Source organism: Curtobacterium sp. 320, from assembly GCF_031455235.1.
GTDB lineage: Bacteria > Actinomycetota > Actinomycetes > Actinomycetales > Microbacteriaceae > Curtobacterium.
Map to the genome: position 1 here is coordinate 137,583 of NZ_JAVDSI010000001.1, position 25,118 is coordinate 162,700.

Below are 25,118 nucleotides of genomic sequence, written 5' to 3' on the forward strand. Positions count from 1 at the left end.
GACCCGTTCGTTTCCGGATCTGAACCATCGCGTCGATCTGGGCGTACGTTCCCCTCTCGTGAGCAGCACGACGAACGGGGCGATCAAGAGCCTGGTCCCCGCCAGGATGGACAGACTGCCGTGGACACGGTTCCACTGGAGTGTCGTGGTGGGACTCGGTGTCTCGTGGGTCCTCGACGGCCTCGAGATCCAGATCGTGTCGAACGCCGGGTTCCAGGCCGACCTGGACCTGTCGACGCAGCAGGTGACCTCGCTCGGCACCATCTACCTCGTCGGCCAGGTCGTCGGCGCGATCGTCTTCGGTCGGATGTCCGACCGGCTGGGTCGTCGGAAGCTCTTCATCCTCACGCTGGCCATCTACCTGATCGGCTCCGGCATCGCGGGGCTCGCGCAGGACTTCTGGTTCCTCGCGGCCTTCCGGTTCGTCGCCGGGCTCGGCATCGGCGGCGAGTACGCGGCGATCAACTCGGCGATCGACGAGCTCATCCCCGCGAAGTACCGCGGGCACGTCGACATCGCGATCAACGGCACCTACTGGGGCGGCGCGGCACTCGGCGCGTTCGCGAACATCTACCTGCTCGACACGGCCAACTTCGCCGAGAACATCGGCTGGCGCATCGGCTTCTTCCTCGGCCCGGTGCTCGGCATCGCGATCATCTTCCTGCGGCGGCACATCCCGGAGAGTCCGCGGTGGCTCATGACGCACGGACGTGAAGAGGAAGCCGAGGCGACGGTCACGCAGATCGAGGAGTCGGTCGAGAAGTCCACCGGGCACCGGCTGCCGGAGGTCGACGAGTCCAAGGCGATGACCGTCACGCCGACGGACAACGTGAAGTTCCGGACGATCGTGAAGGTGCTGTTCCGGCAGTACCCGACCCGGACCCTGGTCGGCGCGACGATGATGATCACGCAGGCGTTCCTCTACAACGCGATCTTCTTCACCTACGCACTGGTGCTCACGAACTTCTTCGGCCTGAAGACCGCCGAGACGAGCGTGTACTTCTTCCCGTTCGCGATCGGCAACCTGCTCGGACCGATCATCCTCGGTCGGTTCTTCGACACCTGGGGTCGTCGGCAGATGATCTTCTCGACGTACCTGGTGTCCGGGCTCGTGCTCGCCACCTCGGCGTTCCTGTTCCAGGCCGATGCGATCACCGCGCCGGTGCAGGTCGTCTTCTGGTGCATCTCGTTCTTCTTCGCCTCGGCGGGTGCGTCCAGCGCCTACCTGACCGTGAGCGAGATCTTCCCGCTCGAGCTCCGGTCGCAGGCGATCTCGTACTTCTTCGCGCTGGCGCAGATCTTCGGTGCCGTCGCGCCGCTCATCTACGGCGCGCTCATCGGCGACGGGTCGTCCCGCGAGCCGCTGTTCTGGGGGTACCTGCTCGGGTCCGCGGTGATGATCGCGGGCGGTGTCGTGGCGCTGATCTTCGGCGTCGACGCGGCCCGGAAGGGGCTCGAGGACGTCACGCAACCCCTGTCGGTCCTGACCAAGGAAGCGGCCGCGGCGCGGAAGTAGTATTCCGTATGCGGAGTGTTTAGCGCCGCGCTCCGGGGTCTGTCATCGTCCTCGCATGGCAGTCCTCCACAGCACGTCAGTGTCCTGCACGGTCCACGGGCCGACCACTCGCGAAGCCGGCGGCGTGGGCCGTGCGTGATCCTGGCGGCATGGAGCGAGCACAGCACCGACCGGGTCGCGACGACGACGATCCGCACGGCATCCGACGCAGTCTGCTGCGGGACGCGGTCTTCGCGCGGCTGCTCGACAACGTGCTGCGCGGGGTCTACCGCCGTGGCCAGCGGATCCGGCTCGACACGATCGCGGCGGACATGCGGGTGTCCCGGACGCCGGTGCGCGAAGCGCTCGTGCCGCTCGAGAACCTGCGGCTCGTCTCGGTGCAGCGGTACGTCGGGGTGGTCGTCGCGCACTGGACCGTCGACCACATGATCGAGCGGATCCGGATCGCGCGGACGATGATCACCGAACCCCCGGCCGGCGCGGTGCGGTGCGCGGATCGCTTCGACGTCGCCTGGCTCCGCGAGTGCGTGACCGAGGGCGGGGTCTTCGTCGAGCTCGGTTCGTGGTGGCTCCGCCGGAGCGGTGCAGCCGTCAGTGCCGACTGGCTCCTGTCGCAGCGTGCCGTGCTCGACGCGTTCTTCACGGACGACGTGGCGCTGGCGAACGGGATCGACGCCGTGGTCGCTCGTCGGGAACGCCGGAAGATCGCCGAACGCGCGACCGCCGCGGCCGAGCGGGACGCGCTCGACGAGTGCGCGGTGGCACTCGTCGAGCTCGCCGATGCCCTGATCGGCCTGCCGGAACGGTTCCGGGCGGCCGCCTGAGCACTCACCGCGGATTCCGGGGCCGCTCGCACTGAATCGACAGGCGGGCGCATGGCAGGGTGGTCCGGTTGCCGTCCCCGCGGCACCGGGATCGACCGGGCCAGCGCGGGACCCCTCGGTGCCCGACAGGGAGGGCACTGCCCGCGTGCTCGTCCGCTCGAGCACGCACCGTGTCCGCACACGACAGGAGTGCCCGTGAACGACGTCCGCGACCGATCCCACCGGCTGAACCGAGCGACCGGGATCGCACGGCACGGACGTCTCCGGCACCGCAACCCCGTCGGCACCGCGATGAAGGCGCTCTCCGGCGTGGCCGCGGTCGCCCTCGTGAGCACGGCGTCGGTTGCCGCGATCGCCGCCAAGCAGGTCACCGACGACTTCGGCGACGGCGTCGCGATCCAGGGGCAGCCCGCGCAGCCGGCGAAGGGACCGGCAGCGCTGAGTTCGTACCAGGGCGGCTTCAACATGCTGGTCGTCGGCACGGACAACGACCCCGAGCAGGGCACGGCGTACGGCGAACGCGACGCCACGTTGAACGACGTCAACATCCTGCTGCACGTCTCGGCCGACCACACCAACGCCACCGCGGTGAGCATCCCGCGCGACCTCGTCACGCCGATCCCTGCGTGCCGCAAGCAGGACGGCTCCGGGACGACCCCCGCCATGGCTGCGCAGCCGATCAACAGCGCGTGGGGCGAGGGCGGGCTGAACTGCGTCGTGCAGACCGTGCAGGGGCTGACCGGCCTCGACGTGCAGTACTCGGCGGCGGTGTCGTTCCAGGGCGTCATCGAGATGTCGAACGCGATCGGCGGTGTGCCGGTGTGCGTCGCGCAGCCGATCCACGACCGCTACACGGGGCTCGACCTGCCGCAGGGCACCTCGACGCTGCAGGGCGACCAGGCGCTGGCGTTCCTCCGCTCCCGGCACGGTGTGGGAGACGGCTCGGACCTCGGGCGGATCTCCAGCCAGCAGGCCTTCCTGTCCTCGCTGCTCCGCACGGTGAAGTCGAACGACACCCTCACCTCGCCGCCCACCCTGTACAAGCTGGCCCGGGCAGCGGCCTCGAACATGCAGCTGTCGCAGAGCCTGAACGACGCCGGCACGATGGTGGAGATGGGGCGGGCGCTCCAGGACCTCCCGCTCGCGCAGGTCAACTTCGTGCAGTACCCGGGGACGACCGGTGGCACGGGGGTGTACTCGGGGAAGGTGCAGCCGTCGGCGGAGCTCGCGGCGCAGTTGTTCGCGAAGATCCGGGCGGACCAGTCGTTCTCGCTCGGCGCGGACAGTACCGGGATCGGGGCGGAGCGCGCGGCGGGCGCGGGGTCTGCCGCGGGCGCGTCGGCTGCGGGGTCCGCTGCGGGGTCGTCGGCCGCTGGGTCCGCTGCGGCCGCGGGGTCGGCCTCGGGCGCCGGCGGCTCGGCTGCCGGCGCGGGGTCGGCTTCGGGCGCCGACGGCTCGGCTGCCGGCGCGGGATCGGGTGCCGGTGCGAGCGGCGTGGGATCGGGTGCCGGTGCGAGCGGCGCGGGCGCGGCTGCCGGTACGGGTGCGGGCCTCGGTACGGATGGTGCGAGCGCAGGTGCAGCCGGTGCCGCTGCCGGCGGAGCCTCCACGCCCGCGAGCAGCCCCGCGGCGACGGCTCCGGCCGAGACCCTCGACGGCTTGCAGGGGCAGTCCGCCGACGAGCAGACCTGCTCGAAGGCATTCGGCTCCTGACACCGTCCCCGAGGTTTCGCGCCCACCGACACTCCACGCGCTCCCCGGCCCGTGAGATGTCGCCCAGCGCGAAGAACCGCCCGCGAATCCAGCGCGCCCAGCGCGCCCGAACCACCGAGAGCGGGGGCGCGGTGGTGGGCCGCGCCCCCTGGTCACTCCTCGGTCTGAGCCTCGCGCGATCGGGCGCGCGTCGGGCTCGCCGCCCAGGAGCGACATCGGTGCTGTGTCGCGGCGACGGGGTGAGACCCCGGAATGTGATGGCCGCGCCTCGACGATGCTATTGACCGGGGTACGGGTGGACAACCCCCGACTGTCCCCACTTCGGGGGACCCCGCCGTGCACCCGACGCAGGGTCGGTGTCGAGACAGTGCTCGACCTCCTGTATGGTGGTGGGAGCGCTCGCGAGAGTGCTTGGAGACGTCGCATAGTCCGGCCGAGTGCACCACCCTGCTAAGGTGGAGTCCCCTTTGAGGGGACCGAGGGTTCAAATCCCTCCGTCTCCGCGGCACACGAAACCCCGGTCCTCCAGGACCGGGGTTTCGTCGTTCCCGAGGAACACCGGGAGCACCGGGCGCATCCAGTGCGCGGCGCGACCACCGCCGGACGGGAGGCACGGTGCCAGCTCGCACCGCGCCTCCCGTCCGCGCGTACGCGCCGTTACTGCCGCGCATGTCGTGAGCAGAAATGGTCGGGTGCGCGCACGTGACCCGACCATTTCTGCTCACGAAACCTCGCGGGGCGCCCCGCGCCCGCGCCCGCGTGTCAGACCGTCGCGACGCTGCCCGTCGGCACCGCGCCGCGCGAGCGCGCGCGCCGCGCCGCGCCCGCCGCGACGGACGTCAGCACCACGGCCGCCGCCGTGATCCCGGCCCCCGCCCAGATCGGCGAGGCGTACCCGAGCCCCGCAGCGATCGTGAGCCCACCGATCCAGGCGCCGAGCGCGTTCCCGAGGTTGAACGCCGCGATGTTCGCCCCGCTCGCCAGGGTCGGCGCGTGGTCCGCGTACTGCATCACCCGCGTCTGCAGTGCCGGCACGGTGGCGAACCCGAACGCCCCCATGAGCACGAGCGCGATCACGGTGAGCACGGGCGAGGCCGCCACTGCCGCGAACACGGCGAGCACCACCGTGAGGACGACGAGCACCACGAGCAGCGTGCCGTCGATCGACCGGGACGCGAGCTTGCCGCCCGCGAAGTTGCCGACGAACAGCCCGACGCCGAACACGATGAGCAACCACGGCACGGCGCCCGACGAGAACCCGGACACCGAGGTCAGCGTGTACGCGATGTAGGTGAAGGCGCCGAACATCCCGCCGTAGCCGAGCACGGTGATGCCGAGCGAGAGCCACACCTGGCCGGAGCGGAAGGCGCCGAGCTCCCGGCGGAGCGAGGGGACGGCTGCGTCGGCCGAGCGGACGGTGGGGACGAGCAGGGCGACCCCGACGAGGGCGACGACACCGATCGCCGCGATGGTCCAGAACGTGGCGCGCCAGCCGAGCGCCTGGCCGAGGAAGGTGCCGAACGGGACGCCGAGCACGTTCGAGGCGGTGAGCCCGGTGAACATCAGGGCGACCGCGGACGCCCGCTTCTCCTTCGCGACCATGTTCGACGCGACCACGGAGCCGATGCCGAAGAACGCCCCGTGGCAGAGGGCCGCGATGACCCGGCCGAGCATCATCACGCCGTACACCGGCGCGAGGGCGGACAGGGTGTTGCCGATGATGAACAGCACGAGCAACCCGATGAGCACCGGCTTCCGGGGGAGCCGGGTGGTCGCAGCGGTGAGTCCGAGCGCGCCGACGATGACGGCGAGGGCGTACCCGGTGACGAGCCACCCGGCGGTGGTCTCGGTCACGCCGTAGTCGGCGGCGACCTCGGGCAGGAGCCCGGTGATGACGAACTCGGTCAGGCCGATGCCGAATCCGCCGAGTGCGAGGGCGATGAGTCCCGCGGGCATGGATGTCCTTCCGTTGTGCGGTGCAGCTGGGCCGCGTACGCTGGTTGTTGCAGACGCGGGATATCGATAGTTGCACACGCGGGGTATCCGCGCAAGCAACCAATCCTGCCCGGAAGCACACCAGGAGGTCCCTCATGTCCGTCGACGACTCCTCCGTCGCCGTCCGCGCCCACGGCTGGCGCACGCTCGCGGCCCTGCACGGCCTCATCGAGACGCGGCTCGAGCGGGCGCTGCGCGCGGTCGACCTGTCGGTCGTCGAGTTCACGGTGCTCGACGCCCTCCGCCGCCAGGACGGCTTTCACATGCGCATGCAGCAGCTCGCCCGGGCGGCAGCGCTCAGCCCGAGTGCGACCACCCGGCTCGTGAACCGCCTGGAGGAGCGTGCCCTCCTCACCCGCGTGCTCTGCGCCGACGACCGCCGCGGGCTCTACACGGAGCTCACGCACGCGGGCCAACGACTGCTCGACGAGGCCACGCCCGTGCACGCCGCCGCGCTCGAGGAAGCGCTCGCCGAGGCGCGCGAGGTCCCCGAGCTCGAGGAGCTCGCCGTCGCGGTCGACCGGCTCGAGGGCGCCACCGTCTGAGGTCCAGGAGGCGCGGGTCGACCCCGCCCCGCACGCTACGGTGAGCGGGTGGTGCGGCGGACAGGACTCGTGGTCGGCGTCGCGGTCGTGGTCGCGCTGGCCCTCGGTGGCTGCGTCGGCACGCAGGGTGCCGACCCCGACCTCGCTGTCGAGGCGTACGTCGAACCGGGTGACGGATCGGCGGCGACGGTCTCGGACGCGTCCCGTCGTGCGGCGACGATCGGGATCGACGGCGTCACGGTGGCGGACGACGGTGCCGGGCTGAACGATCTGCCCGGCGGCGTGGCGGCACTCGCTCGCACGGCGAATGACGGTGGAGCCGCACCCGAACTGCTCGTCAGCAACTTCTCCGAGTCGATCGGGGACTTCTCACCCGAGGTCGGCACCGCGCTGCTGTCGGACGCCGGGAACCGCTCGCGGGTCGCCTACCACCTGGCCGAAGTCGCGTCCGACGCGCACATGCGTGGCGTGCAGATCGACCTCGAGTCGCTCCGGAGCCGCGACCGTGCCGGGCTCGCGGCGTTCGCCGCGACGCTCGAGGGCGCCGTGCACGAGCGGCTCGGGTCGGACGCCGAGGTGTCGATGGCGGTCATGGCCTCGACGGACGAGCGGGGCTACCGCGACACCGGGTACGACCTCGGCGCGCTCGCGGACCACGTCGACCGGTTCGTCCTGATGGCGTACGACCAGCACGGGCCCTGGAGCGGTGCCGGCACCATCGGGTCCCTGCCGTGGGCGGAGCGGGTGGTCCATGCGGCCGAGCGCTCGGGCGTCCCGGCCGACCGGATCGACCTCGGCATCGCGGGGTACGGGTACGTGTGGGGCGGCTCGGGTGACGCGCAGGTGAGCCCGGCGCGGGCACGGGAACTCGCGGGCGACGATGCGCGGTGGTCGGCCCGGACCGGCGAGTGGTCGGCGACGCTGGACGACGGCCGCGAGCTGCACTGGTCCGACGCACGTTCCTACCGGGCACGGGTCGCGCTCGCCGAGGACCTCGGACTGCACGGCGTGGCGCTCTGGTCCCTGGACACGCTCGCCCTGCCGGGCTGAGCCCGCGCCGGGCGCTTGCCGAACGGTCCGGGCGACCCGCGCCTCCCGTCCGTCCTCGGCCGCGGCGGTGCTGCGCACAACGCAAGTCCTTCCGAACCGCGCGCATGCGCGGTTCGGGCGTACTCCGGTTGTGCGCCCGCACTGCGAACCGCGGGGCCGCCGGCCGCCGGGCCGCGGGCCGCCAGCCGCCGGGCCCCCGCGGTCAGGCGCGCGGGGGAGCGGTCGTCGACCGGACGACGAGCGACGGCGGCACGAGGACCCGGGTCGGCTCCGGCCGCTCGGCCGCAGCGATCAGCTCGACGAGCCGGTCCGCCGCGAGTCGCCCGACCTCGTCGTTGTGCGGGTCCACGGTCGTCAGGCGCAGCAGGGGTGACGCGGCGAGCGGGGTCTCGTCGTTGCCCATGACCGACACGTCCTGCGGTACCCGGAGCCCGGCCTCGTGCACGGCGGCGATCGCGCCCATCGCCATGACGTCGTTCGCCGCGAACACCGCGGTCAGGTCCGGGTGGTCCTCCAGTGCGCGGACGGTGCCCCGGTAGCCGGTCTGCTCCGAGGTCGGTCCGTCTCCGTACACCAGTGGCTCGATGCCGGAGGCGACCATCCGGGCGACGGTGGCCTCGCGGCGGACGGCAGCCGGGCCTCCTGCGCCGGTGACGTGGGCGATGCGGCGGTGACCGAGTCCGACCAGGTGGTCCGCGGCCAGACGTCCACCGGCGGCTTCGTCGGAGGCGACGACGTCGAGTCCTCCCGGGACGTCGGCCCGTGCGCCGGCGATGACGACCGGGGTGTCCGCGGGGACCACGAGGTCGGGGAAGCCCTCGGCGGCGAGCACGACACCGTCGACACGGAGCGAGACGAGGTCGTCGAACGGCGAGGAGTCGAGGTGGGCGTTCGCGCGGCTGTCCGCGAGCGTGAGGCGCAGGCCGTGCGGGGCGAGCGCGTCGCGGATGCCGTCGAGCATCGGGACGTACCAGGGGTTCCGGAAGTCGTCGACGACGACGCCGATCGTGCGCGTCCGCGTGCCGGCGAGGATCGCGGCGGCACGGTTGGGGCGGTAGCCGAGCTCGGCGGCCGCGGCGAGGACGGCTGCCCGGCGGGTGTCCGAGACGCCGGGGTCGTCGCGCATCACCATCGAGACGAGCGACTTCGAGACACCGGCACGGGTCGCGACGTCGATGATCGTCGGTGGTCGGGACACGCGGCTCCTTGACAGGACATGGGTGGGTGCGTCTACAGTCTACCGACGGACTCTGGAACGTTCCAGAGCCATCACCGACTTCTCGAGGGAGAGAACATGAGCGACAGCATCGGCGTCGCCGTCATCGGCGCCGGCATGGCCGGCAAGGCCCACATGGCCGCGTGGCGGAACGCACCGTCCCTGTTCGGTCACACGCTGCCGCCCGTCCGGCTCGTGTCGGTCGGCGACGTCTACGAACCGCTCGCGGCCGAGGCTGCGACGCGCTTCGGGTACGACCGGCACGACACCGACTGGCGAGCGATCGCCGAGGCCGACGACATCGACGTGGTGAGCGTCGTCGTCGCGAACACGCTGCACCGCGAGATCGTCGAGGGGCTCCTCGCCGCCGGCAAGCACGTGCTGTGCGAGAAGCCGCTCTCGGACTCGCTCGACGATGCCCGCGCGATGGCGTCCGCCGCATCGCTCGCGGCCGGTCGTGGTCTCACCGCCCGCGTCGGCTTCACCTACCGACGTGCTCCCGGCCTCGCGGCCATCAAGCAGCTCGTCGAGGACGGCACACTCGGTCGCGTCCTGCACGTCTCCGCGCGCTACTGGACCGACTACGGCTCCTCGCCCGACGTCCCGTTCTCGTGGCGCTTCGCGGGGGCCCCGGGGACCGGCGCCCTCGCCGACGTCGGGTCGCACCTCGCGTACGTCGCCGAGTTCCTGGCCGGCGAGGTGCAGAGCGTCAACGGCGGCATGTTCACCACGGCCATCACGAAGCGGCCGATCGCCGCCGGGTTCGCCCTCCGTGGCCAGGCCGTACCGTTGACCGGGGAGTTCGCCGACGTCGAGAACGACGACTACGCCACGTTCACCGCGCGCTTCGGCGACGGCTCGGTGGTCGGTTCGCTCGAGGTCTCCCGGGTCGCGACCTCGCACCCGAACGGCCTCGTCGTCGAGGTGTTCTGCGAGCACGGCGCCGCACGCTGGGACCAGGAGCGCGCATCCGAGATCGGACTCGCGCTGCAGTCCGACGGCTCCCGTCTCGGCGGCTACCGTCAGGTCGTCCTCGGCCCGGACCACCCGTACGTCGCCGGCGGCATGGCGATGGACGCTCCCGGTGTCGGCTGGGGCCAGAACCAGATGTTCGAGTACCAGGCGCGTGCCTTCCTCGACGAGGTCGTGGGCAACACGGCCGACCCGCTGCCGGCGAACGCCACGTTCGACGACGGCGTCCACAACATGGAGATCCTCGACGCGGTGGCCCGGTCCGCCGCCGACGGAGGAGCAACCGTCGACCTCACCGCAGCGTCCGTCACCGGAGGAGCACACGCATGAAGCTCGGTCTCTACAACGCGATCTTCCACGACCGCCCGCTCGCCGCGGCGCTCGAGGCCATCGCGGGCAACGGCCTCACCGGCATCGAGCTGAACACCGGCGGGTTCCTGCCGCCGGTGCACGTGCCGAACGTCGACGAGATCCTCGACGACGACGCGGCGCGCGACGCCTTCCTCCCGCAGTTCGACGGGACCGGCGTCTCGATCGCCGGCCTGAACTGCAACGGCAACCCGCTGCACCCGGACCCGGCGATCGGGCCGAAGCACGCGGAGGACGTCCGCCGCAGCATCCGGCTCGCGGCCCGTCTCGGCCAGGACCGGGTCGTGACGATGTCGGGCCTCCCCGCGGGGGAACCCGGCGGCACCCGGCCGAACTGGATCGTGAACGCCTGGAACTCCGCCGCGCTCGACGTGATCGAGTACCAGTGGAGCGTCGCGGTGCCGTTCTGGCAGGAGATCGACGCCCTCGCGCGCGAGCACGGGGTCAAGGTCGCGCTCGAGCTGCACCCGCAGAACGTCGTCTTCAACCCGGCGACGATCCGCGAGCTCGTCGAGCGCGGCGGGCTGACCAACGTCGGCGTCGAACTCGACGCGTCGCACCTGTTCTGGCAGCAGATGGACCCGGTGGCGGTCGTCCGCGACCTCGGTCCGCTCGTGTTCCACGCCGCCGCGAAGGACGTCCGGATCAACCCGCAGGCCGCGATCAACGGCGTGCTCGACAACTCGTTCCGTCGGCTCTCGCCGGACGAGCCGCGCACGAACCTCGGCGGGGACGAGTGGGCGAACGAGTGGCCGAAGCCGTCCGCGTGGGACTTCGTCGCGCTCGGCAAGGGGCACGACGAGGCGTACTGGTCGGCGTTCCTCGAGGCCCTGCGCGAGGTGGACCCGGGCATGTGGGTGAACATCGAGCACGAGGACACCGAGCTCGGCCGCGAGGAGGGCGTCGCCGTGGCGGCGCAGGTCCTGCTGGCCGCCGACGCGTCGCTGGCGGCTCGCGTCTGAGGTGCAGCGGGATCCGGACTGGAGGCGCGGATCACGTGCGCTGATCGGCGCACGTGACCCGCGCCTCCAGTCCGTCGCCGTGCGTCCGGCGGCCCGGTCGGTGACGCATCCCCCGGTCCCTGTCACCGGGCCGTTGTAGCATGCACGACACCTGTCCTGAGCCGAGGAGGCCTGCGTGCCGGAACCGACCGACCCCGCCTTCCCGATCGAGCGCATCCGGGACGTCGGTGACGACATCACCGCCGCCGTCTCCACCGTCGTCGACGGCAAGACCGAGGCCATCCGCACCGCCCTGACGGTGATGCTGGCAGAGGGACACCTGCTCGTCGAGGACGTCCCCGGCGTCGGCAAGACGGTGCTGGCCAAGGCGCTCGGCGCATCGGTCGGCGGGTCCGTGAACCGCATCCAGTTCACCTCGGACATGCTGCCGTCGGACGTCACCGGCGTGAACATCTTCGACCAGTCCTCCGGTGCCTTCCGGTTCTCGCCGGGGCCGGTGTTCGCGAACGTCGTGATCGGCGACGAGATCAACCGCACGAGCCCGAAGACCCAGTCGGCGCTGCTCGAGGCCATGGCCGAGGCACAGGTGACCGTGGACGGCGTGACGCGCAAGCTGGACAGCCCGTTCATGATCGTCGCGACGCAGAACCCGATCGACATGGAGGGCACGTACCCGCTGCCCGAGGCCCAGCGCGACCGCTTCATGGCCCGCCTGACGATGGGGTACCCGAGTGCCGACGCCGAACGGCAGATGCTGACCAACCGCGGTGGGGGCGACCCGTTGGCGCACCTCCGACCGATCGTCGACGTGGACACCCTCCGCGACCTCATCCAGTCGGTGCGCACGGTCCACGTCGCGCCCGACGTCGAGGCGTACATCGTCGCGATCGTCCGGGCCACCCGCAGCCACCCCGACATCGTGCTCGGTGCCAGCCCGCGGGCGACGCTGCACCTCGCCTCGGCCGCCCGTGCCCACGCCGCGCTGCTCGGCCGTCCCTTCGTCACGCCGGACGACGTCGCCACGCTGGCGCCGGTCATCCTCGCGCACCGGCTCGTGCCGGTCGCCCGCGGCCTCGGCGGGACGGGCGACGACACCGTCCGCGACATCGTCGTGCGCATCGTGTCCGACACGGCCGTGCCGTTCACGGCGACCCCCGTCCGCTCCTGATGTCCGGGTCCCCGGCGCCGACGTCGCTCGCGCTGCGTGCCGGCGCCTTGCGCTCCGGGGCGCTCCGGTACGGGCGGCGTGGCCTCGCGCTGCTGCGTCGCACGCCGTTCCCCCGACCGACCGTGCGCGGCTGGACCGTGATCGCGGTCGGCATCGGGCTGATCGGCGGCGGGCTCGTGGGGACGACGAGCGTCGCGGTGTCCGCGGGGCTGCTGCTCCTCGTGCTCGTGGTCCTCGGCATCGTCATGGCGTTCGTCGTCGCCGCACCGCTGCGCGGCAGCCGGAGCACGGCGCGCGCGATCGTCCAGGTCGGCGAGGTGTACCGCGAGCGGATCACCCTCGGCGGGACGAGCCTGCCGATCGGCCCGCGGTCGATGCTCCTCGTGCGCGAACAGCTCGACGACGCCCTCGTCAGCATGTCCACCGCCGAGACGTACGCCGCCGTCGGGCCGAACCTCCCGCCGGCGGTGCTCGACGTCGAGGCCCTGGCGATGCACCGCGGGCGCAGCGTGGTCGGCCCGGTGACGATCCGCGTCGAGGACCCGTTCGGCCTGCTCCGCATCGACCGACCGGTGGTCGCCGCCGAAGAAGTCGTCGTCGTCCCGGCATCGACCCCGCTCGCGTCGCTCGACGCGGGTGCGCTCGCCGGAGCCGTCTCCGCCGACGAAGGCCGGGTCGGGCAGGGCGGGTCGGCGGACGACAGCGAACTGCGTCCCTACCGCCCGGGTGACCCGATCCGCCGTGTGCACTGGGCCCAGAGCGCCCGCCGCGGGGAACTCCACGTCCGTCAGACCACGCAGGCGCAGCCGCCCGAGGCCGTCATCGCGCTCGACGTCCGACGCGAGTCGTACCAGCGCCTCGGCCGCGACGACCTGGCCGAGCTCTCGGACCTCGGCGGCGACGCCGCGTTCGAGCACGCGGTCGTCGTCGCCGCGAGCGTCGCACGGGCACTGGCCGCACGGACCTCGCGCGTCGTGCTCGTCAGCGACGGACCGTCCGGCAGCACCCGGCACGCGGGGGACGCCGGCGGACTGACCGACGTGCTCGTGGGGCTCGCCGACGTCCGGGTCCGCTCCGACGCCCGCGAGGTCACCGAGGTCCTCCCGGACGTCCGCGGCCGCGACGTGCACGGCATGACCGCCGTCGTCACCGGCAACTGCACGGCAGAGCAGGCCGCCGAGCTCGTCTCGGCGACGACCGGTTCGAGCCGGGGGATCCTCGCGACGATCGTCCCGCCGGACCCGGTGGTGCGCGGCATCCTCGACCGCGGCGGGTGGCGGACCCTGGTGGTCCCGGTCGCCGGTGCCCACGCGCCCGGGAGCATCCGGTGAGCGGCGTCGCCACCCGTCCGGCCCCGCCCCGGGGCGAGGCGCGGCGCGAACCCGACCGACGGGTCGACCGACCAGACTCGCCGAGCCCGTGGGTCGTTGCACTCGCACCGGTGCCCGTGCTCATCGCCGCCCTCGCCATGCGGCCCCTCGTGCAGGGCGTCGCGTGGTGGGTGTCCGGCGTCCTCGTCGCCGCCGTCCTCGTCGGCACGATGCTCGCCGTCCGTCGTCGGGCGCCCGGGGTGCGGTTCGTGGCACTCGTCGCGGCGCTCGTGGTCTGCTCGTGCGCCGCCGCGGTCGTGAACGACGTCCAGCCACTCGGGTGGCTCGACCGGAACGGTGCGCTCGGCGAGACGCTCGCGGCGATCCGGCTGAACCCCGCACCGCTGCCGCAGTCCGACGCGATCCGGCTCATCGTCACGGTCGCGATCGGCTGGGTCGCCGGCGTCTCGCTGTTCCTCGCGGCCGTCGCCCCGACCGCCGCACTCGCCGCCGTCCCCGCGCTCGTGATCCTCATCGCGCCGGGCGTCGTCACCGGAGCCCCCGCGGCACCCGGGCTCGTGATCGCCACCGGCATCGCCTTCCTCGTCCTGCTCTGGCTCTCGGTGCGGCCGGTCCAACGGGCGTTCCCCGCCGCCGTCGTCGGGGCGATCGGACTCGTCGTCGCCGTGGGACTGCCCGCGATCGTGCCGCTCAACGCCAGCTGGTTGTCCGGCGTCACCGGGGCGATCCAGTCGCCCGTGCAGCCCGGACGCCCCGGCACGCTGCTCAACCTCGGGCAGGACCTCCGGCAGCCGAACGAACTCGAGGTGTTCCGCTACCGCTCGTCCGACGGTCGGCCGGAGTACCTGAAGCTCGCGAACCTCGACGAGTTCGGCACCGGCGACTGGGTGCCGACCACCACCGACGCCGCGAAGTCCGAGACCGCCGACCAGCAGCAGTGGGCGGTCGGCATCAACCCGCGGCTCTCCAGCCGCGGCGACGTCACGATCCGGGTCACGGGGCTGTCGAGCAACTACCTGCCCGTCCCCGCCGGCGCGGTCTCGATCGAGTCGCGCTCGACGAACCTCGACCTGTCGCAGTGGCGCTGGATGGGGGAGTCGAGCACGGTGCGTTCCACCGGCCCGGCCACCCCGCGCGGTGCCACCTACGAGGTGTACGGCGCCTCGACGTGGTCCGGCGAGTACCTCGACGCGATCGCGAGCTCCGGCCTGCTCGGGCGTGCCGACGGCCGGGGGTTCGCGACCCCCTCGGCGAACCAGCTCCGCACCGACCGCGAGCTCCCCGACAAGCTGCCGGTCAGCATCGCGCGGACGGCGCAGCGCGTCGCGGGCAGCGCGGCCACCGACTACGAGAAGGGCCGCGCGCTGGAGCAGTGGTTCCGCAGCGACCTCTTCACGTACTCCGAGACCGCGCCGGTCGAACAGGGCTACGACGGTGACAGCATGGACGTCGTCGCGAAGTTCCTGCAGGTCCGCGAGGGCTACTGCGTCCACTTCTCCTCGGCGATGGCGGTGATGGCCCGCACACTCGGCATCCCGTCGCGCATCGCGGTCGGCTACCGGGCGGGCTCCACGCAGGCCGACGGCGAGTACACGGTGTCGAACCGGCAGCTGCACTCGTGGCCGGAGCTCTACATCAAGGGCGCCGGCTGGGTCGCGTTCGAGCCGACCCCCGACTCCGACGCCGCCGCGACGCCCTCGACCGAGGCCACCTCCACCCCCTCGGCGGCCGCCCCGGAGACACCGCTGCCCGCCCCGGGGGAATCCGCTCCCGCCGCGTCCGAGACGCCGACGCCGAGCGCGTCCGCCGCACCGGGAGCCGCCGGGTCGACCGGTGGCGGGGGCAACGGACCGCTCGGGCTCGCGGTGGGACTGGTGATCGCCGTGGCGCTGCTGGTGTCCCCGGCGCTCGTCCGTGCACTCCGCCGTCGGACACGACTCGGCGCGGTGCGATCGGGCAGGTCGCCGGCGGTGAACGCCTGGCGTGAGGCGCTCGACGACGTCGCCGACCACGGCTACGCGCCGGGCCTCGCGCCGCCGGGTGACGCCGCCGCAGCAGCGCGGACGGCACGTGCGGTGCTCGGGCGGCTCCGGCCGTCGGTGCCGGCGACGGTGCTGCCGCACCTCGAGACGATCGTCGATGCGATCGACCGGGAGCGGTTCGCCGCGGGCGGTGCGGCCTCGGTGGACGCTGCGGCGTTGCTCGTGGCGGTCCAGGAGGCGCGGGTCGCCCTGGACGCCTCGGCCTCCGGTGCGCGGGTGCTCCGGTCGCGCCTGGTGCCGCCGAGCCTGCTGCCCTCGTCCGCGTGGTCGCACGAAGGGCGGCGCGCGCGCCGCAGCGCGGCGTAGCGCCGCGCCGCGGAGGCGGCGCGGAGTCGGCACGGTGCGGTGTTGTTGGCCGGCGCCGCTGTTGCCCACTTGGTGTGCCGCTACAGTGCCGCACCAAGTGGGCAACCGCGCGCTGCCGGACGAGCGGCGCACGGTGCGCTGCGCGCGCTGCCGGACGAGCGGCGCACGGTGCGTCGCGGCGGCGGCGGCCGCCGCGCGGCGAGCGCCTTGCCTGCGCCCGCGCCGCCCGCGCCGCCCGCGCCGCCCGCGCCGCCCGCGCACGGTGCGGACTTGTCCGCACGGCACGCGGGTGCTCACTCGGTGCGCCGCTGTAGCGGCGCACCGAGTGGCCGAGCGCGCATCGCCCGATGAACCGCGCACGGTGCGTCGCGCCGGTGGCGCGCCCGCGGCGCCCGCGCACGGTGCGGACTCGTCCGCCCAGGAAGGGGCTGCCCACCCGGTGCGCCGTCGTAGCGGCACACCGGGTGGGCAGGGCCGCACCTGCTGGCGTACCTCGCACGGTGCGCGGCGCAGCCGCGTCAGCGCCGGCGGATGACCGCCTCGACGAGGGCCGCGACGACCTCGCCCGGGTTCACCCCGGGCAGCGCCGCCGCATCGAACACGATCCCCACGTTCGCCCCGATGAGCACCCGGGAGAAGTCCTCGAGCGACATCCCCGCATCGATCTCCGGGTGCGCCCCGAACCACAGCTCCACGAGCTCGAACACGCCGTCCTGCAGCTCCCGCCGCTGGCGCACGAACTCGGGCAGGAACTCGGGGTGGCGCGTGGCGTACCCCCGGAACTCCGACAGCAGGGCGAACTGGCCGCTCTGGTCGTGCCGCCCGAACGCTGCCCGGACGACGTCGCCGATGTCCACCGCGGCGATGTCGGCGCGGACGAGTTCCCGCAGCGACCCGAGCACCAGGTTCGTCGCGCGCTGCATGACCTGCGCGACGAGGTCCTCCTTCGACGAGAAGTTCGAGTAGACGGCGCCCTTGCTGAACCCGGCGCGGGCGGCGACCTCGTCGAGCCGAGCCTCGTGCACGCCCTGCTCGGCGAAGACCTGGGCCCCGGCGGTGAGGAGTCGTTCCCGCACCTCGGCCCGCGGGGTCCGGGGCGTGGGCGAACCGGTGACGGAGGGGCTGGGGTCGGAGGCGTCGTCGCTCATGGTTCCTGATTCGACGGGCCCGCCGTGATCCGTCGGGTCCGGCTTCGTCGGGCTGGCGTGGTGGTGGGTCACGACCATTGTGCTGGAGGCAGGGTGCGTCGGGAGACCTGCCGCGCCGCGCGTCTGATCCCGCGCGGCATCAGCGAAGCCCCCAACCACAGGTCCGTACGGAACCGGCGCGTTCGGGTCGCGTCGGTGCGCCAGCGGACCATGGATGCCGGGCCGATACCCGGCGGTACTGATTGTACGACCGAGCACCGACAGATGACAGCCCCTTCGCGGATTCAGCCGTCCGACGCGTCCGCGGGCCCCGACTCGTTCTCGTGGTGCACGCTCCCCGCGCCGGACCGTCGCCCCGGCCGACGCAGCAACCGGATCGCGTCCGGTCGGAGCTTCCGGCCGCGCTGGAGCAGGGATCCGAGCGTGGACTTCGGCTGCCACTCACGACCGTTCGGCAGCCCCCATCCGCGCCGGACCGCGCCCCACCGCAGCCCGAGGGAGAGCACGATCGCGGCGACGATGCCGATCGACGGCGACCCGAGGTGCGACGCGACGACCATCACGGCGGACGCGGCGACGGCGACCGTGGCGTAGAGCGCGTTGCCGCCGAACACCGCCGGGACCCGGCGGAGCAGCAGGTCCCGCATCGCACCACCGCCGACGGCCGTGATCGTGCCCATGATGATCGCGGCCGGCCAGTCCAGCCCGGCGTCGAACGTCCGCTGCACCCCGACCACCGACCAGAAGCCGATCACCGCGGCGTCGAGCACGGTGAACAGCCGGTCCCAGGTCAGCTCGGAGAACGACACGAAGAAGGCGATGAGCGCCCCGGCGATCGCGACCGGCACGTACAGCGGGTCGACGAGCGCGACGGGCGGCCCGTTCTGCAACAGGGTGTCGCGGAGCATGCCGCCGCCGAGGCCGGACACGAACCCGACGACGAGGAACCCGAAGAGGTCGAAGTCCATCGTCCGCGCGAGCGATCCGCCGAGCAGCGCCGACGCGAACACCCCGGCCAGGTCGAGCACGTTCGTGACCGACGCCAGGCCATCGACGGACAGTAGGTTCATGAGAACCATCAAACATCACCGGCGGGAGGTGGCGGGTCGCGCGCTGGTTAGGTTAGCCTCACCTTTGCCATGCTCGCCACCCTCGTCATCGGCCTCCGTGAAGGCCTCGAAGCGACGCTCATCGTCGGCATCATCGCCGCGTTCCTCCGTCGCAACCGCGTCCCCCTCGCCCCCATGTGGCTCGGCGTCGGGGTCGCCGTGGTGCTCAGCGTCGCCGTGGGCTTCGGCCTGCAGGTCGTCGAGCAGGCGCTCCCGCAGGCCCAGCAGGAGGGCATGGAGGCGATCATCGGCATCGTCGCCGTCGTGTTCGTGACGGGCATGATCGTCTGGATGCGCACCCACGCGCGGACGCTCACGACCGAGCTCGAGGCGAGCGCGACCGAGGCCCTCGGCCGCGGCACCGCCTGGGCCCTCGCCGGCATGGCCTTCCTCGCCGTCCTCAAGGAGGGCTTCGAGACCGCGGTCTTCCTGCTCGCCACGTTCCAGGCGTCGTCGGACACCGGGCTCGCGGCGCTCGGTGCGGTCATCGGCATCGCGGGAGCCGTGGTCGTCGGGTACGGCATCTACACCGGCGGCGTCCGGCTGAACCTGTCGAAGTTCTTCACCGGGACCGGGATCTTCCTCGTGTTCGTCGCCGGCGGGCTCGTGCTGACCGTGCTCCGTCGCGCGCACGAGGCCGGGTGGATCGTGATCGGGCAGCAGCCTACGGTCGACCTCAGCTGGCTCGCACCGAACGGCTCCGTGCAGGGCGCCCTCGTCACCGGCGTCCTCGGCATCCCGCCGGACCCCCGGGTCATCGAGGTGCTCGGCTGGGTGCTCTACGTCGTCCCCGTCTTCGCGATCTCCCTCTGGCCGCGTGCTTGGCGCCCGTCGCGCGAACGGGTCCCGGCCGTGCGGCTCGGCATCGCCGGTGTCCTCGCCGTCGCCGCTGCGACCCTGGCGATCGCGGTCCCGAGCGGGGGCGTCGACCTCCCGTCCACGACCGCCGTGACCGGCGGCGGCTCCGTCACCGCGTCCGTCGACGGGACGGCCGCGAGCATGCGCACCAGCGGCACGGGCCAGGAGGCGCGGTTCGCCTTCCCGGCGTCGACCCACCGGAGCGTCACCCGCGCGGGCGTGACCGCCGACCGCTGGCGGCGGACCGAGGACGGGTCGGCCGCGCAGCGGCCGTCGAGCCTGACGCTCGACGACCTCGTCGACCTGTTCGGCCGCGTCCCCGTCGGCATCTCACCGAGCACGAACCCCGGGCCGTTCTCGGCGCGCTGGGCCGTCCGCGAGACCGTCAGCCTCTGGACCGTCCGGGGTGGCGTCCTGGACGCGAGCCGCGCGGAACGCACCGTGCTCACGCTGAGCGGTGGGGGCCTCCCGTCCGCTCGCACCACGACCCTCGACCGCACCGTCTGGTCCGTGCCGGACGCCCGCGTCCAGCAGGCCGCCACCGCGGTGGCGGCCGCGGACACCCGCTCCGCCGAGCTGCTGCTCTGGAAGGCCTGGCTGCCGATCGCCCTGGGCGTCGCCGCCGCTGCCCAGACGTTGCTCGCCCTCCGCGACCGCCGTCGGCGGCCGGAGCCCACGACCACCACCCCCGAAACCGACCCGTCACGCGGTCCACCCGCGGACGACCCCACGAGGAGCCCTGAGTATGCCGTTCGGTAGGACTGCCCGCCCCCTGACCACCCTCGGCGCCCTCGGCGTCGTCACCGCCCTCGCCCTGACCGGCTGCGCGAACTCGTCCACGTCGGCGGGTGACACCGCGAGCAGCTCCGGCAAGGTCTCCCGCGTCTCGGTCACACTGACGAACGACGGCTCCGACAAGTGCGCCGTGTCGACCACGAAGGTCCCCGCCGGTCCGGTCACGTTCACCGTGAAGAACGAGTCGTCGACCGCGATCACCGAGGTCGAGCTGCTGCAGGACCAGCGCATCCTCGGCGAGAAGGAGAACCTCGCGCCCGGGCTCGCCGCGGTCACGTTCACCGCCACGCTCACCGGCGGCAAGTACCAGGTGTACTGCCCCGGCGCCGACCAGGAGCTCACGGACTTCACCGTCACCGGCAAGGTGACCTCGACGGCGAACAGCAGTGCCGCGACCCTCCTCGACGAGGGCACGAAGGGCTACGCCGAGTACGTCGCCGGCCAGGTCACCGACATGGTCGCCGCGGTCGAGCAGCTGCAGAAGGACGTCGACGCGGGTGACCTCGCCGCCGCGAAGACCGACTACGCGAACGCCCGCCCGTTCTACGAGCACGTCGAGAGCGACGTCGACGGCTTCGTCAAGAAGGGCTTCAAGGCGACCGACAACGCCGGCAACCTCGACTACCTCATCGACATGCGCGCCTCGAACCTCGACCCGGCCGTCGGCTGGAGCGGGTTCCACGCGGTCGAGAAGGACCTGTTCGAGGCCGGGGCGATCACCGCCTCGACCAAGCAGACCGTCGCCGACCTGACCGAGAACGTGCAGCTGCTCGCGAAGCTCGTGCCGACCCTCGACTACAAGCCCGAGGACCTCGCCAACGGTGCCGCGGGCCTGCTCGAGGAGGTCCAGTCGAACAAGATCACCGGCGAGGAGGAGGCGTACAGCCACATCGACCTCGTCGACCTCGCCGCGAACGTGGAGGGCGCCCGCCAGGCCTTCGCGTACCTCAAGCCGGGCTTGACGAAGCTCGACCCGACGCTGACGAAGCAGATCGCGACGCAGTTCGACCGCACGAACACGCTCATGGACGGCTACCGCAACGCCGACGACCTCGGCGGCTTCGACACGTGGGACGCCGCGACCAAGGCCTCGGACGCGAACACGATCTCGCAGCAGGTCCAGGCGCTGCAGGACCCGCTGTCCCGCCTCGCCGAGAAGGTCGCCACCGCGTGACGACCCCGCACGACGAGCCGGCCCGCGACGGGACGAGCGCCACGCCCCTGTCCCGCCGCGGGCTCTTCGGCGCCGGCCTGACCGCCGGTGTGACCGCCGGCGTCGCGGCGGCCGGAGTCGGCCTCGGAGCCGCTGCCGGCGTCGCCGGTGCCACGGCCGCGACCGGGGTGAACCCGTTCACCGCGGCGACGAACGGCGACGAGTCGATCGACCTCTCGCGGAGCCACCCGTTCTACGCGACCGCCGCGCGGCAGCCGCAGGGCGGGGTGCAGACCGCTCCGCAGCGGTACTGCGTGTTCATGACGTTCGACATGTCCTCGACGGTCCGGACCGACCTGCAGGTGCTCCTCGCCCGCTGGTCGGCGTCGATCGCGCAGCTGCAGGCCGGGAAGACCGTCGGCAGCGTCGAACCCGCCCACGGCGACGGCGTCGGTGCGGACACGGGGGAAGCGCTCGACCTCGGTCCCGCGTCCCTGACGGTCACCGTCGGCCTCGGCCCGGGGCTCTTCGACGAGCGCTTCGGTCTCGCGTCGAAGAAGCCGGCGCACCTCGCCGCGATCCCGACGCTGCCGAGCGACAACCTCGACCGTGCCCTCACCGGCGGCGACCTGTCCCTGCAAGCGTGTGCGGACGACCCGCAGGTGGCGTACCACGCGGTCCGCGACCTCGCCCGGATGGCCCGCGGCACCGCGACCGTGCGGTGGACGGTGCTCGGCTTCGGTCGCGCCTCGGCCGGGCCCGACCAGTCCACGCCCCGGAACCTCATGGGGTTCAAGGACGGCACCCGGAACATCACCACCGACGAGGACTACGAACGCTTCGTCTGGGTCGACGAACCGGGGTCCGGGGCCGGCTGGATGCGCGGCGGCACGTACCAGGTCGTGCGGAAGATCCGGATGAACATCGAGATCTGGGACGCGGACGTCGTCAGCGACCAGCAGCGCGTGTTCGGCCGCACGAAGATCGAGGGCGGACCGCTCTCCGGCGGCTCGGAGCACACCACACCGGACTTCCACGCGAAGGGCTCGGACGGCACGACGAAGATCGACCCGACGTCGCACATCGCGCTCGCGGCCCACGAGGCGAACGGCGGCGTGAAGATCCTGCGGCGGCCGTACAACTACACCGACGGGCTCAACCAGTACGGTCAGCTCGACGCGGGGCTGCTCTTCGCGGCGTACATGAACGACCCGGAGCACTTCACGACGCTCCAGCGGAAGCTCGGCGCCTCCGACCGGCTCAACGAGTACGTCTCGCACATCGGGAGCGGCGTGTTCGCCGTCCCGCCGGCTCCGCGCAAGGGCTCGTACATCGGCGAGCAGCTCTTCCGCTGAGGCAGTGAGATGGGTGCCCTCCGTCGTTTCCCTGGAGACGGAGAGCACCCGCGTCGCGGAGTCCCCCGGGCGGAACCACCGTCCGGGATGAGAGGCGACCCAGCGCGACGCGTCGCGATGCGACAGGGCTGAGCGTACCCCGCCGATCGCCGGTACAGCAGGGAGGTACCGTGATGGGACAAGCGTCGCGGGCCACCCGCGGACGGGCGCCGACGCTGCGGACCGGCACCGCGCCTCCTGGACCCACGAGAACGGGCCGTCCCACCTGGGTGGGACGGCCCGTTCTCCTGCCTGGAGGCGCGGCGTCAGTCCGTCAGGTCCGTCGCCTCGCGCTCGGCGCGCTTCCGACGCGCGAGCACCAGCGCCACGAGGCCCGCGAGGACCAGGAGGCCGGCTGCGACGGCCGGGGCCGCGATGTCGGCACCGGTGTACGCGAGCGCTCCGCCGGCGTTCGCCGGGACCGTGCCGTCGACGACGCCGTCACCGTCGGTGTCGACACCGACCGCACCGTCGTCACCGCCGCCGGCGCCCGGGGTACCAGGCGTGCCCGGGTCGGTCGGGTCCGTGGGGTCAGCGGGGTCGGTCGGATCGGTCGGGTCCACGGCCGCGGCGACGGGGATCGTCACCGCGAGCGTGATCGTCTGCCCGTTCGGCAGCGTGACGACGAGGGGCTCGTCGGTCGTGGCGGCCGGGGCCACGGCTGCCGCGAGGGTCGTCGTGCCGGCTGCTCGGCCCAGTGCGGTCGCGGGGTCCGTGGTTGCGCCGGGGACGAGGAACGACAGCGTCGCCTGACCCTGCTCGTCCGTCGTGTCGACGATCGTCGGGTCGATCGTCGCGCGGTCGAGTTCCTTCCCACCGGCGCTGACCGTGACCGTGCCGCCCTGGTCGGGTTCGTTGCTGAACGTCAGCGAGGAGAGCTCGATGGTGACCCGGTCACCGGGCTGGAAGCCGCCGTCCGGGGTCGCCGTCGTGCGGATGCCGGTGGAGCGCTGGTCGTGGGCGACCGTCACCGTGGGGTCCGCGCGGAAGTACTCGACCTGCGCCTCGAGGTCGACCTTGCCGCTGTCCTGCTTCGCCGCCGCCTGCTTGAACGCGGCGAAGTTGTCGCCGCCGCCCGCGAGGAACGAGTTGACGGTGACCTTGTAGGTCGTGTCCGCGTCGATCGCCGTTCCGTCGAGGGTCATCGTGGTGATGCGCGAGCCGGCCGGAGCACCAGGGTCGTAGGTGTACCCGAAGCCGTCTGAGGCGCCGAGCTTGAGGAACGGCCGGCTCGACCCGGAGGGCTGCCACTGCTGTTCGAGCGCCTGCCGGATCTGCGCGCCGGTCAGGTCGAGGACGACGAGCGTGTTGGCGAAGGGCTGGACGACCGCGGCCTCCTTGTAGGTGACCGTGCCCGACGCGATGTCGGCCCGGAGCCCGCCGGGGTTCATGAACGCGATCTGCGAGCCCTGGCGGGTCGTCGCTGCGCGCTGCACCTCGGCGACGAAGTTCCCCAGCGTGGACTCGCCGCCGCGGTTCTCGGAACCGTTGCGCTGCTTCGCACGGCCCAGGTCGCGGTCGACCGTGCCGAGCTCGACCGCACCGAGGACCTCGGCCTCGGCCACCGCGTCGTCGACGGTGGCCTGCACGTCGGCGTCGGGCGTGAAGGTCCCGTCGACGAGCCGGATGTTCTCCGCGACGGTCGACGTGACGGTGCCGTCCGCCGCGACGGTGAGCTGCACGTGTCCGAGGTTGAAGCCGTACGAGCCGGTCTGGATCACCGGGCGGGTGGCCGGACCGTCGCCGATCTTCGCCTGGTGCACGTACGTCTGGTGGGTGTGCGCGGAGAGGATCGCCGAGACACGGGGGTCCACGTCGCGGACGGCACGGGCGAAGTCGGAGTCGCCGTCGAGGTCCGTCGCAGCAGCGGACTCGGCACCGTCGTGCACGAGCAGGACGAGGACGTCGGCCTCGCCGTTGCCCTCGACGCCGTCGGTGAGGTCCGCTGCGACCTTGTTCACCTCGGTCGCGATGTCGCCCATCTCGAGGCCCTCGATGCCGGCCGGGCTCACGAGGCCCTGTCCGACGAGGTCGACCGTGGCGCCGATGAACCCGACGCGCTTGCCGCTGATCTCCTCGATCGCGTACGGGTCGAACGCGGGCTTGCCCGTCGCGGTGTCGAGGATGTTCGCCGAGACGTAGTCCCACTGCGCGTTCCGGTCGCCCCGGGGTCCGATGACGCGGTCGCGCAGGTCGTCCTGGCCCTTGTCGAGCTCGTGGTTCCCGATGGCACTGACGGAGAGGTCCATCTGGTTGAGGACGTCGATCGTCGGCTGGTCGTCCTGGATGAAGGACTCGAACGTCGATCCGCCGATGTTGTCGCCGGAGCTGACGAACGCGGACGTCGTCGGGTCCGGCCCGCGGAGCTGCTCGAGCGCACCCGCCAGGGTCGCGGCACCGGCGGCGTCGCCGTCGCGCGGGGTCGGCTTGCCGTCGGTCTGCGAGATCGACTGTGCGATGCGGCCGTGGAAGTCGTTGACGTCGTAGAGGTCGATCGTCGTGTCGCCCTCGGCTGCGCCGGCGACGGACGGGACGGACAGTGCGACGAGGACACCGGCGGTCGCGAGCGCAGCGCCCGCGACGAAGCGCCCGCGACGCGTTCGTGAGTGGTGGGAAGTGTTCATCGGCGTCGAACCTAGGAGAACGCACAGG

General features: G+C 72.5%; 18 protein-coding genes and 1 tRNA gene. 14 read left to right on the top strand and 5 right to left on the bottom strand.

Annotated features, from left to right (window positions below; all coding sequences use genetic code 11):
* Nucleotides 1–58 precede the first annotated feature (58 nt).
* From J2X60_RS00695 to J2X60_RS00710, 4 genes are all read left to right on the top strand, one after another.
* Nucleotides 59–1,516, top strand: coding sequence for an MFS transporter (locus tag J2X60_RS00695; RefSeq protein ID WP_309886169.1), 1,458 nt, complete (start codon nucleotides 59–61; stop codon nucleotides 1,514–1,516).
* Between the two features lie 149 nt (nucleotides 1,517–1,665).
* Nucleotides 1,666–2,340, top strand: coding sequence for a GntR family transcriptional regulator (locus J2X60_RS00700; protein ID WP_309780343.1), 675 nt, complete (start codon nucleotides 1,666–1,668; stop codon nucleotides 2,338–2,340).
* A gap of 195 nt (nucleotides 2,341–2,535) precedes the next feature.
* The gene (locus J2X60_RS00705) at nucleotides 2,536–4,053 is read left to right on the top strand and encodes an LCP family protein (protein WP_309886171.1); all 1,518 of its coding nucleotides are present in this window, start codon (nucleotides 2,536–2,538) and stop codon (nucleotides 4,051–4,053) included.
* A gap of 413 nt (nucleotides 4,054–4,466) precedes the next feature.
* A tRNA-Ser gene (locus J2X60_RS00710) sits at nucleotides 4,467–4,556 on the top strand.
* Nucleotides 4,557–4,815: 259 nt separating this feature from the next.
* Here J2X60_RS00710 and J2X60_RS00715 read toward each other — a convergent pair.
* The gene (locus J2X60_RS00715; RefSeq protein ID WP_309886172.1) at nucleotides 4,816–6,009 is read right to left on the bottom strand and encodes an MFS transporter; all 1,194 of its coding nucleotides are present in this window, start codon (nucleotides 6,007–6,009) and stop codon (nucleotides 4,816–4,818) included.
* Between the two features lie 134 nt (nucleotides 6,010–6,143).
* On the opposite strand from J2X60_RS00715, the gene J2X60_RS00720 reads away from it, so the two are divergent.
* Both J2X60_RS00720 and J2X60_RS00725 read left to right on the top strand, forming a co-directional pair.
* Complete coding sequence (locus J2X60_RS00720) at nucleotides 6,144–6,593, top strand: MarR family winged helix-turn-helix transcriptional regulator (protein WP_070418145.1); 450 nt, start codon at nucleotides 6,144–6,146, stop codon at nucleotides 6,591–6,593.
* A gap of 48 nt (nucleotides 6,594–6,641) precedes the next feature.
* On the top strand, nucleotides 6,642–7,643 hold the full coding sequence (locus J2X60_RS00725) for a glycosyl hydrolase family 18 protein (RefSeq protein ID WP_309886173.1): 1,002 nt from the start codon (nucleotides 6,642–6,644) through the stop codon (nucleotides 7,641–7,643).
* A gap of 202 nt (nucleotides 7,644–7,845) precedes the next feature.
* Here J2X60_RS00725 and J2X60_RS00730 read toward each other — a convergent pair whose 3' ends face one another.
* Nucleotides 7,846–8,841, bottom strand: a complete 996-nt coding sequence (locus tag J2X60_RS00730) for a LacI family DNA-binding transcriptional regulator (RefSeq protein ID WP_309780340.1) — start codon at nucleotides 8,839–8,841, stop codon at nucleotides 7,846–7,848.
* A gap of 96 nt (nucleotides 8,842–8,937) precedes the next feature.
* Here J2X60_RS00730 and J2X60_RS00735 point away from each other — a divergent pair, with 96 nt between their 5' ends.
* The 5 genes from J2X60_RS00735 (at nucleotide 8,938) to J2X60_RS00755 (ending at nucleotide 16,009) form a co-directional block, all read left to right on the top strand.
* On the top strand, nucleotides 8,938–10,161 hold the full coding sequence (locus J2X60_RS00735) for a Gfo/Idh/MocA family oxidoreductase (protein WP_309886175.1): 1,224 nt from the start codon (nucleotides 8,938–8,940) through the stop codon (nucleotides 10,159–10,161).
* Nucleotides 10,158–11,162, top strand: a complete 1,005-nt coding sequence (locus J2X60_RS00740; protein WP_309886177.1) for a sugar phosphate isomerase/epimerase — start codon at nucleotides 10,158–10,160, stop codon at nucleotides 11,160–11,162. The genes J2X60_RS00735 and J2X60_RS00740 overlap by 4 nt, the downstream gene beginning before the upstream one ends.
* 175 nt (nucleotides 11,163–11,337) lie before the next feature.
* On the top strand, nucleotides 11,338–12,330 hold the full coding sequence (locus tag J2X60_RS00745; RefSeq protein WP_309780337.1) for a MoxR family ATPase: 993 nt from the start codon (nucleotides 11,338–11,340) through the stop codon (nucleotides 12,328–12,330).
* Complete coding sequence (locus J2X60_RS00750) at nucleotides 12,330–13,661, top strand: DUF58 domain-containing protein (RefSeq protein WP_071302792.1); 1,332 nt, start codon at nucleotides 12,330–12,332, stop codon at nucleotides 13,659–13,661. The genes J2X60_RS00745 and J2X60_RS00750 overlap by 1 nt, the downstream gene beginning before the upstream one ends.
* Nucleotides 13,662–13,771: 110 nt before the next feature.
* Entirely contained in the window at nucleotides 13,772–16,009 is a 2,238-nt protein-coding gene (locus J2X60_RS00755) for a DUF3488 and transglutaminase-like domain-containing protein (protein ID WP_309886179.1), read from the top strand.
* Between the two features lie 518 nt (nucleotides 16,010–16,527).
* Here J2X60_RS00755 and J2X60_RS00760 read toward each other — a convergent pair.
* Both J2X60_RS00760 and J2X60_RS00765 read right to left on the bottom strand, forming a co-directional pair.
* Nucleotides 16,528–17,157 (bottom strand): TetR/AcrR family transcriptional regulator, encoded by a 630-nt coding sequence (locus J2X60_RS00760; protein ID WP_070418152.1) that lies wholly within the window; start codon nucleotides 17,155–17,157, stop codon nucleotides 16,528–16,530.
* A gap of 284 nt (nucleotides 17,158–17,441) precedes the next feature.
* Nucleotides 17,442–18,227: a trimeric intracellular cation channel family protein gene (locus tag J2X60_RS00765; protein WP_070418153.1), complete on the bottom strand. Its 786-nt coding sequence runs from the start codon at nucleotides 18,225–18,227 to the stop codon at nucleotides 17,442–17,444.
* A gap of 69 nt (nucleotides 18,228–18,296) precedes the next feature.
* On the opposite strand from J2X60_RS00765, the gene efeU reads away from it, so the two are divergent.
* The 3 genes from efeU to J2X60_RS00780 are packed head-to-tail and all read left to right on the top strand — an operon-like array spanning nucleotide 18,297 to nucleotide 22,427.
* Nucleotides 18,297–19,883, top strand: a complete 1,587-nt coding sequence (gene efeU, locus J2X60_RS00770; protein ID WP_309886182.1) for an iron uptake transporter permease EfeU — start codon at nucleotides 18,297–18,299, stop codon at nucleotides 19,881–19,883.
* Nucleotides 19,870–21,093 (top strand): iron uptake system protein EfeO, encoded by a 1,224-nt coding sequence (efeO, locus tag J2X60_RS00775; RefSeq protein WP_309886183.1) that lies wholly within the window; start codon nucleotides 19,870–19,872, stop codon nucleotides 21,091–21,093. The genes efeU and efeO overlap by 14 nt, the downstream gene beginning before the upstream one ends.
* Nucleotides 21,090–22,427, top strand: a complete 1,338-nt coding sequence (locus J2X60_RS00780; RefSeq protein WP_309886185.1) for a Dyp-type peroxidase — start codon at nucleotides 21,090–21,092, stop codon at nucleotides 22,425–22,427. Before efeO ends, J2X60_RS00780 begins: the two co-directional genes overlap by 4 nt.
* A gap of 305 nt (nucleotides 22,428–22,732) precedes the next feature.
* On the opposite strand, the gene J2X60_RS00785 is transcribed toward J2X60_RS00780, so the two are convergent.
* Nucleotides 22,733–25,090, bottom strand: a complete 2,358-nt coding sequence (locus tag J2X60_RS00785; RefSeq protein ID WP_309886187.1) for a bifunctional UDP-sugar hydrolase/5'-nucleotidase — start codon at nucleotides 25,088–25,090, stop codon at nucleotides 22,733–22,735.
* Nucleotides 25,091–25,118: the final 28 nt, after the last annotated feature.